The 8,803-nt window shown below is 69.2% G+C and carries 8 protein-coding genes; 5 read left to right on the top strand and 3 right to left on the bottom strand.

All coding sequences use genetic code 11. The features are described 5' to 3' along the window. From rplD to rpsJ, 3 genes are all read right to left on the bottom strand, one after another. Positions 1-361: 50S ribosomal protein L4 (gene rplD, locus AB8Z75_RS26065; RefSeq protein WP_369206054.1), on the bottom strand; the 361-nt coding region annotated here is incomplete at its 3' end. 7 nt (positions 362-368) lie between these two features. After that, positions 369-1,013 (bottom strand): 50S ribosomal protein L3, encoded by a 645-nt coding sequence (gene rplC / locus AB8Z75_RS26060; RefSeq protein WP_114015360.1) that lies wholly within the window; start codon positions 1,011-1,013, stop codon positions 369-371. A 15-nt stretch (positions 1,014-1,028) separates the two neighbouring features. Next, on the bottom strand, positions 1,029-1,337 hold the full coding sequence (gene rpsJ / locus AB8Z75_RS26055; RefSeq protein ID WP_016473429.1) for a 30S ribosomal protein S10: 309 nt from the start codon (positions 1,335-1,337) through the stop codon (positions 1,029-1,031). Between the two features lie 613 nt (positions 1,338-1,950). Here rpsJ and AB8Z75_RS26050 point away from each other — a divergent pair. The 5 genes from AB8Z75_RS26050 (at position 1,951) to AB8Z75_RS26030 (ending at position 8,613) form a co-directional block, all read left to right on the top strand. Beyond that, on the top strand, positions 1,951-2,400 hold the full coding sequence (locus AB8Z75_RS26050) for a hypothetical protein (protein ID WP_369206051.1): 450 nt from the start codon (positions 1,951-1,953) through the stop codon (positions 2,398-2,400). Then, complete coding sequence (locus AB8Z75_RS26045; RefSeq protein WP_369206049.1) at positions 2,400-3,065, top strand: hypothetical protein; 666 nt, start codon at positions 2,400-2,402, stop codon at positions 3,063-3,065. The genes AB8Z75_RS26050 and AB8Z75_RS26045 overlap by 1 nt, the downstream gene beginning before the upstream one ends. Then, positions 3,065-7,675 carry a putative T7SS-secreted protein gene (locus tag AB8Z75_RS26040; RefSeq protein ID WP_369206047.1) on the top strand — a complete coding sequence of 1,537 codons (4,611 nt, stop codon included), beginning with the start codon at positions 3,065-3,067 and terminating at the stop codon, positions 7,673-7,675. Before AB8Z75_RS26045 ends, AB8Z75_RS26040 begins: the two co-directional genes overlap by 1 nt. Further along, positions 7,672-8,052 (top strand): hypothetical protein, encoded by a 381-nt coding sequence (locus AB8Z75_RS26035; protein WP_369206045.1) that lies wholly within the window; start codon positions 7,672-7,674, stop codon positions 8,050-8,052. The genes AB8Z75_RS26040 and AB8Z75_RS26035 overlap by 4 nt, the downstream gene beginning before the upstream one ends. 306 nt (positions 8,053-8,358) lie before the next feature. After that, positions 8,359-8,613, top strand: coding sequence for a hypothetical protein (locus AB8Z75_RS26030; RefSeq protein ID WP_369206043.1), 255 nt, complete (start codon positions 8,359-8,361; stop codon positions 8,611-8,613). Positions 8,614-8,803: the final 190 nt, after the last annotated feature.

Below are 8,803 nucleotides of genomic sequence, written 5' to 3'. Positions count from 1 at the left end.
GCGGACCCCGAAGAAGATGAAGGCCGCCGCGCAGCGCGGCGGCCTTCATCTTCTTCGGGGTCCGCTGCGCGTAGTCCCGCGGGACGGGACCGTGCACGACGCCACCGCCGGCGAACTGCGGAGCGCGGGTCGAACCCTGACGGGCGCGGCCTGTGCCCTTCTGGCGGTACGGCTTCTTGCCACCGCCGCGGACCTCGCCGCGGGTCTTGGTCTTGTGCGTGCCCTGGCGGGCAGCGGCCAGCTGGGCGACGACGACCTGGTGGATCAGCGGAACGCTGACCTGCACGTCGAAGATCTCCGCGGGGAGCTCGACGGTCCCGGTCTTGTCGCCGGCCGGCGAAAGGATGTCAATGGTGCTCATCGGTTCCTCAGGCCCCCTTGGCCGCGGTACGGACCAGGACGAGGCCGCCGTTCGGACCGGGGACTGCGCCCTTGATGAGCAGCAGGCCCTTCTCCGCGTCAACGGCGTGGACGGTCAGGTTCTGGGTGGTGACCCGCTCGTTGCCCATCCGGCCGGCCATGCGGGTGCCCTTGAAGACACGGCCCGGGGTGGCGCAGCCACCGATGGCGCCCGGCTTGCGGTGGTTGCGGTGCGCACCGTGCGAGGCACGGGCACCGTGGAAACCGTGGCGCTTCATGCCGCCGGCGAAGCCCTTGCCCTTCGACTTGCCGGTCACGTCGACCTTGACGCCGGACTCGAAGGTGTCCGCGCCCAGCTCCTGGCCGAGGGTGTACTCGGCGGAGTCGTTGGTGCGGATCTCCACGAGGTGGCGACGGGGAGTGACGTCGGCCTTGGCGAAGTGGCCCTTGAGGGGCTTGTTCACCTTGCGCGGGTCGATCTCGCCGAAGGCGATCTGAACGGCCTCGTAGCCGTCCCTGTCTGCGGTGCGGACCTGGGTCACGACGTTCGGCCCGGCCTTGACGACGGTCACGGGAACGACGCGGTTGTTGTCGTCCCAGACCTGGGTCATGCCGAGCTTCTCGCCCAGGACGCCCTTGATCTGCTTAGCCATCTTCTACGACACCCCTCAGAGCTTGATCTCGATGTCGACGCCGGCCGGGAGGTCCAGGCGCATCAGCGAGTCAACGGTCTTGGGGGTCGGGTCGAGGATGTCGATCAGACGCTTGTGGGTGCGCATCTCGAAGTGCTCGCGCGAGTCCTTGTACTTGTGCGGCGACTTGATGACGCAGTACACGTTCTTCTCTGTGGGCAGCGGCACCGGGCCGGCGACCGACGCGCCAGTACGCGTCACCGTCTCGACGATCTTCTTCGCCGAGTTGTCGATGACCTCGTGGTCGTAGGCCTTGAGCCTGATGCGGATCTTCTGTCCCGCCATGGCTACTTCGTAGTCCTGTCTCTCGTCACGCTCTGGAACCCCGTTGGTTTCCGGTCCCGCTTGCCACTTCCGACCCACGCGGTCGGGCGTGTCGGCTTGCTTCTCGTACGTCCCCGTACGCAGACGTACGGCTCCGCAGGGGATCCGCGCGGGCGCCCCGGCGAACCGCGGCGGACCCTCGAAGGTCCCTTGACAAGGAAGAAGCCGGGGGAGAAACCCACCGGGTGCCTGGCTGGAAGCCCCTCCTACGCTTCCCGGAAGATTCCCGTACTTCCGCCCCTGATGAGGGGCGACGAATACCTGGGACTCGCTTCCGGTCCTCCCGGCGGGAGGCGCGCAGCATCGGCACTCAACCGAGCAACCTGGACAGTGTGCCACAGCGGGATTGGCGCTGGCCAATCCGGGCATTATCACGGGTCGGCCCCGCGCGTCCGGCACCCCGCCGTCGGCGGGCCGCCGTCCCGACCGGGACCGAGCCGCTGTCCCGTCCGCGTGCCTGGAAGGCCTTGCCGGGGCCTGATCAGCCAGTATGACCTTGCGTGAGCATACAGGGCCACACTTACCGTAGTGACTGCTCACGCAACGGACACACCGGGACCGAACGGGGTGGGGCATGGAACTCCCGGAGGAGATAGCCGCGACACGTGCCGGAACGGGGGACCCCGCCGCACTGGTGGGCGAGTTCCGCCGCACCGCTGTGCTGGTGCCGACAGCAGGCGAGGGCCGCCTGATGGCGGGCAACCACAACGGCGTCCGCTGGATCTTCGCGTTCACCGACGAGGCGGCGCTGGCCCGCTTCGCCGAGGAGCGCGCGGGCGCACGGGAGGGCGCGCCCGGCCGCCATGGCGAGCCGGCAACCGGCGAGCCGTGGGAGTACGTCTCCGTACTCGGCGCGCGGCTGCTCGACGCGGTGATCCCGGAGCTGGACGGCCCGACGGGCGTCGCCGTGAACGCCGCGGACGAGGACGGCTCCATGCTGTTCCCGCCCGCGCGGGGAATCGTGCCCGACGAGGCGGCCGTGGACGCGGCGCCCGACATCGGTACGCAGGGGGAGGGCGCCTGATGGGCGACGGCAAGGGCGGGGACGGCGTCAACTGGAACAAGGAGTCCCTCGATCTGATCGAGAAGGGGCTCAGCGGAGCCATCAAGGAGCTGAAGGAGTCCGGCAGCGGCGCGACGGACTCCCTCCAGGGCGCGGGCTTCGAGGGCATGTCCCTCACCGGCATGGAGATGGGCCACCACGGCCTCTCGGTCGACTTCGAGGACTTCTGCGAGAAGTGGGAGTGGGGCGTGCGCGCCCTCGTGCAGAACGCCAACGCGCTGGCGCAGAAGCTGGGCCTGTCGGCGGGGATGGCCTACGAGGAGGACCAGTACGCGGCCGGGGCGCTCAAGGTCGGCCTGAACTCCCTCACCGGCAACCCGCACGCGACCGAGGAAGAGGTCGTCCAGCAGGGCTGGGGAGACATCGTCACGCCGGACGCGCCCGACTACAGCGGGGAGTCCTGGGAGAAGGCCGGCCACGACATCAAGCAGGACTGGCAGGACACCGGCCGGGAGCTGACCACCAAGGGCCGCGGCGGCATGTACATGGACCTCGCGCAGGAGGCCACCGGCGTCAGCGACGAGCAGATCGCCGCCAAGCAGGACGAGTACTTCGGCCCCTCACCCGAGGAGCGGGCGGCGGCACAGCAGCGGCAGCAGGGCGGGACACAGGGGGGCCAGGGCTGATGGGCTTTGATCTGATACCGGACTCCTGGGAGGACAAGGCCGAGCAGGTCACCGAGAAGATCGGCGACGGCGCGGAGAGCTTCGGCAACTGGACCGCCGACCGGATGGACGACGTCGGCTGGGAGAGCGGCGCCGACTGGACGCGCGACAAGTCCCGCTCGCTCGCCAACACGCTCGGCGCGGAGGCCGACGAGCTCCAGCTCGATCAGACCGACGACCCCAAGCGGCTCATCTACGGCAGCCCCAGCACGCTCCGCTCGACGGCCAAGCACCTCAAGGACTTCAAGACCGCCTTCACCAACGTGGCGAACGGCTTGAAGAAGCTGCCCAAGGGCTCGCTGAAGGGGAAGGCCGCGGAAGCCTTCTGGGACAAGGTCGGTCTCGAGCCGGCGAAGTGGGTCAAGGCCGCCGACGCCTGCGAGAAGGCCGCCGGAGCGCTGGAGGACTTCGCCGGGACCGTGGAATGGGCCCAGAAGCAGGCCGGCGAGGCCGTCAAGAAGTACAAGGACGACAAGAAGGACGCCGCCGAGGACCAGCTCGCAGAGGCCCGCTCCCAGCGCAACACGGCCGCCGGCCGGGCCCAGACCGCCGTCAAGGCCGCCCGCGACGCGGCCCCGCCCAAGCCCGACTACTCGGAACAGGCCATGGACGGCCTGGAGGGCCTGAAACTGGACGCCGTCCACGTCTCCGGCGGCATCGTCAAGGGCACGGCGGGCCTCGTCAACTTCGTGCGCAGCGTCAACCCCACCGACCCCTACAACATCACCCACCCCGCCGAGTACGTCACCAACCTCAACTCCACGGTCACCGGCATCATGCGCGTCGCCAACGACCCCGTCGGCACCGGCAAGGCCATGCTGGACGCCTTCAAGAAGGACCCCGCCGAGGGGCTCGGCCGCCTCATCCCCGAACTGCTCGGCACCAAGGGCGTCGGCGCGGCGACGAAGGCGGGCCGGGCGGGGAAGGTGGCGGCGGACGCGCGCAGGGCGCTGGACAGCAAGGGCCCGAACCAGGCCGCCCGCCAGCCCCACGAGACGCCGTCGGGCCGGACCGACCCCGTCGACCTCGCCACGGGCAAGATGTACCTGCCCCAGGTGGACCTGGCCCTGCCGGGCGCCCTGCCGCTGACGTTCACCCGCCGCGTGGAGTCCGGCTACCGGCTCGGCCACTGGTTCGGCCCTTCGTGGTCCTCGACGGTGGACCAGCGTCTGGAGATCGACGCGGAAGGTGTCGTCTTCGTCGCCGAGGACGGCCGCCTGCTCTCGTACCCGCATCCGGCCCCCGACGTGCCCACTCTGCCCTCGGCGGGCTCGTCCCGCATGCCGCTGGAGCGCACCCCGGACGGCGGTTACACGCTCACGGAGCCGGACTCGGGGTGGGTGCGGCACTTCGCCCCGCCCGAGGGCGGGGCGGACGCGCCGGACGACGGCACCGCCCGGATCGAACAGATCACCGACCGGAGCGGCCACAGCATCACGTTCGAGTACGACGAGGAGTCGGGCGCCCCCTCGCGCCTCGTCCACAGCGGCGGGTACGTGATCAGGCTCGGGGTCGCGGGCGACCGTGTCACGGCGCTGGCACTGGCCGCTCCCGACGGCTCCGAGATCCCCGTGCTGGCCTACTCCTACAGCGACGGCAACCTGACGGAGGTGACCAACTCCTCCGGTCTCCCCCTTCGGTTCGCGTACGACGACGAGCAGCGGGTGGTGTCCTGGACCGACACCAACGACCGCCGCTACGACTACGTCTACGACAACCTGCACCGGGTGATCGCGGAGGGCGGCACCGCGGGCCACATGCAAGTCCGCATCGACTACGACGGCGTGGACGAGGCGACCGGACACAAGGTCACGACGCTGACGAGCACGGAGGGACACGCGAGCCGCACCCTGTTCGACGAACAGGGTTTCGTCGTCGGCGAGATCGACCCACTGGGCCACCGGACGGCGACGCAGCGGGACGCCTTCAACCGCCCCCTGACCCACACCGACGCCCTCGGCCGCACGACGGCGTACGCGTACGACGAGGCCGGCCGGCTGGCGACCGTCACCCGCCCCGACGGGACGACGGTCACGATCGCCCGCAACGACCTCGGCCTCCCCGTGACCACGACGGAACCGGACGGCGCGGTCTGGCGCCAGGAATGGGACGCGGACGGCAACCGGACGGCCCTGACCGACCCCGCGGGCCACACGACACGGTTCACGTACGACGGGCGCGGTCACCTGGCCGCGGTCACGGACGCGCTGGGCGGCACGACACGCGTCCGCTGTGACGCCGCCGGTCTCCCGGTGGAGGTCACCGACCCCCTGGGCGCGACGACCCGCTACGAACGGGACGCGTTCGGCCGCCCGGTCGGGGTGATCGACCCGCTCGGCGCCCGGACGGAGCTGACCTGGACGCCCGAGGGCCGCCTGGTCTCCCGTACGACCGCCGACGGCGCGAGCGAACGCTGGGAGTGGGACGGCGAGGGCAACTGCACCCGCCACGTCGACGCGGCGGGCGGCGAGACCCGCTACGAGTACACCCACTTCGACATGCTGGAGGCCCGCACGGGCCCGGACGGGGTGCGCTACGAGTTCGCGTACGACACCGAACTGCGCATGACGCGGGTCACCAACCCGCAGGGCCTGACCTGGGACTACACCTACGACCCCGCGGGCCGCCTCGTCGCCGAGACGGACTTCGACGACCGTACGCAGCGCTACGAGCTCGATGCCGCCGGCGCACTGCGTCGGCGGGTCACCCCGCTGGGCGAGGAGATCACCTACGAGCGGGACGCGCTCGGCCGTACGCTGAGCAAGGACGCGGCGGGCGCGGTGACGACGTACGCGTACGACGCGGCGGGCCGCCTCCTCGAAGCCGTCGGTCCCGACGCGGAGTTGCGCTACCAGCGCGACAAGCTGGGCCGTATCAAGACGGAGATGGTGAACGGCCGCGCGCTCACGCACACGTACGACGCGCTGGGCCGCCGCACGCGCCGCGTCACCCCGACGGGTGCCGTCTCCACGAGCGCGTACGACGCGGCGGGCAACCGCACCTCCCTGACGGCGTCCGGCCACACGCTCGACTTCACGCACGACGCGGCGGGCCGCGAGACCGAGCGCCGCATCGGGGCGGAGGGCCTCACCCTCTCCCAGGTCTGGGACCCGGCGGGCCGCCTGACCGCGCAGTCCCTGACCGCGCAGTCCCTGACCACGCAGTCCCTGACCACGCAGTCCCTGACCGCGGGGTCGGCCGTCCAGCGGCGGGAGTACACGTACCGCCCGGACGGGTACCTGACTCAGGTCGACGACCTCCTCTCCGGCCGCACCACCTTTGACCTGAACGAGGTGGGCCGCGTCACGGCCGTCCACGCCCGCGGCTGGACGGAGCGCTACGCCTACGACGAGGCGGGCAACCAGACCGAGGCGACCTGGCCGACAACCCACGCCGCGCCGGAGGCCATCGGCCCCCGCACCTACGAGGGCACCCGGATCACCTCTGCCGGCAAGGTCCGTTACGAACACGACGACGCGGGCCGCATCACCCTGCGCCAAAAGGCCCGCCTGTCGAAGAAGCCGGACACCTGGCGCTACGCCTGGGACGCGGAGGACCGCCTCACCGAGGCCACCACCCCCGACGGCACGGTCTGGCGCTACGCCTACGACCCCCTGGGCCGCCGCGTCGCCAAACACCGCATGGCGGGCGAGGAGCGCGCGGAGACCGTCACCTTCACCTGGGACGGCCCCACCCTCATCGAACAGACGACGGTTGCCCCGACCCTCCCCCACCCGGTCACCCTCACCTGGGACCACGAGGGCTTCACCCCCCTTACCCAGACGGAACGCCTCACCGCCGAAGCCACCCAGCAGGAGATCGACTCCCGCTTCTACGCGATCGTCACCGACCTCGTCGGCACCCCGACCGAACTGGTCTCGGAGACGGGCGAGATCGCCTGGCGCACCCGATCCACCCTGTGGGGCACCACCACCTGGCACGCAGAGAGCGCGGCGTACACCCCACTCCGTTTCCCGGGCCAGTACTACGACCCCGAGACGGGGTTGCATTACAACTACTTCCGGTACTACGACGCAGAGACCGCTCGATATCTGACCTCGGACCCACTCGGGCTGGCGCCTGCACCGAACCCTGCCCTCTACCCGGAAAATCCTCACCTGCAGACGGACGTGCTCGGGCTCAGTCCTTGCGACACGCCAGCTCAGAACACCTACCGCGGCCCGTCACAGTCACTCCCCGGCGGGCATAACGGGCCCAGTGTGAGTCTCGAGCAGTTGCGAATGGAGTTGGGCAGAGCAGGGCAGAGCGTCAGAGACTATGATCTGGTGCACGTGCCCGAGATCCAAACCCCGACGGGGCCCGCTTTCGGAAACAGTCCGCACACGGCAGACGGATTTCCATTGACCGGCCCACGAGGCTTGCCCCGTATTGAAGTATCCGACATCGGACTCAGAAGTCTGGACGAAGCAGTCACAACTGTCCATCACGAGATATTTCATCACCGCCACTTCGAACTCACTCGAAGCTCTCCGAACGTCTGGGGAGGTTCGGAGACGGCGGCAGAGGAGTACGGCTTGCGGATGCTGGAAGAGTTTCACAAGAGGCGATGAAGTTGACCAAAGCATCAATTTTCAGCAAGGATCAAGAACAGAGCGTCGTAGATCAATCGAGATTTCTCGACGAGGTCGACAACCAGGGGATTTGCCCGGCCTGCGGGAAGAAGACACTCCGGACATACGCATACATCCACGAGAGCCGCCTCAGGAAGTCGCTTGTCACTTACGTGTGGTGCGCCTCTTGCCGCAGGATGAAGAGTTGGTTCGGGGCCTTCACACTCGGAATCGAGTTCACTGATCCATTGGCGCACTACTCTTCAGCCGCAAGGACGGATATGGAGCGCGACATCGACACGTTTCTGCGGCGTCTCGATCATCTCTGGGACCGGGGCGAACTGCCGCAAACGAAGGTCGCAAAGAACAAGCGCTGAGGGTGGCCAAGCGCCGATCTCGCCAGAGGGAAATGATCTCGACTTTTTCGACAGGAGTGGGTCACGTCTGGCCCGGAAAAATTCCGTATATCAAGTCGAATCACAGTTTCGACTTCCTCCTCAGCACAGCAAGCAAGCGCGTCCTCGGTGACAGTGCTGTTCGTCGACATCGGGAACGCTTCCGGTGCCGTGACGGCCGCCAACCTCTGCCCACCCCACTTCATATGGCCCTGCCGCTGCACGGCGCCTGCGTCATCGGCATTCCGAACGGGGCGACTCGTTACCGACCATGACGGGAGGGTGAGGGTGCTCAACCATCAGGAGTGCGTGGCGAAGGTCGTCGGCGTGGCGCCGGTGGGAGCCGCGGTCGAGGTGGAGGGCGTTGCCGGGTTCGTCGACCAGGTGAAGCACCCCTCCTGGTGGGACCGGGAAGTCGCCCCGCCGCAGATCGGCGACGAGTTGCACGCCGTCGTCCTGGACGCCGATCGCGAGCCCCCCCGGCTCAGCGCGCTCCAGCAGGACCTCGACAGAGCACGGTGTCTGCGCCGCGCTGAACGGTGAGGCCCCGCCCCCCCCCCCCCCCCCCCCCACGACCTGGAGCTTGACGGCGAGCGCATCGATGGCCTGCGCGTCGGCTTCGCAGTGCCGGAGTGCCTGCCTGCGCGGGACCGCTACTACCTGTGGCTCGGCGTCCGGCTGGTGCTCCATGCGCTCGCCGCGCTCGCTGAGGGCGCTTCCCTCGTCGTACGGG

Origin of the sequence: Streptomyces sp. PU-14G (genome assembly GCF_041028275.1) — a bacterium.
Classification (GTDB): domain Bacteria; phylum Actinomycetota; class Actinomycetes; order Streptomycetales; family Streptomycetaceae; genus Streptomyces.
Note: the sequence above shows the minus strand (reverse complement) of the source record. Positions and strands in the feature narration are given on the sequence as shown.

Bases quoted from the DNA above. Each gene is read 5' to 3' on its own strand.
- rplC (WP_114015360.1), bottom strand. From the start codon at position 1,013: ATGGCTAAGCAGATCAAGGGCGTCCTGGGCGAGAAGCTCGGCATGACC.
- AB8Z75_RS26040 (WP_369206047.1), top strand. From the start codon at position 3,065: ATGGGCTTTGATCTGATACCGGACTCCTGGGAGGACAAGGCCGAGCAG.
- rpsJ (WP_016473429.1), bottom strand. From the start codon at position 1,337: ATGGCGGGACAGAAGATCCGCATCAGGCTCAAGGCCTACGACCACGAG.
- AB8Z75_RS26035 (WP_369206045.1), top strand. From the start codon at position 7,672: ATGAAGTTGACCAAAGCATCAATTTTCAGCAAGGATCAAGAACAGAGC.
- AB8Z75_RS26045 (WP_369206049.1), top strand. From the start codon at position 2,400: ATGGGCGACGGCAAGGGCGGGGACGGCGTCAACTGGAACAAGGAGTCC.
- AB8Z75_RS26050 (WP_369206051.1), top strand. From the start codon at position 1,951: ATGGAACTCCCGGAGGAGATAGCCGCGACACGTGCCGGAACGGGGGAC.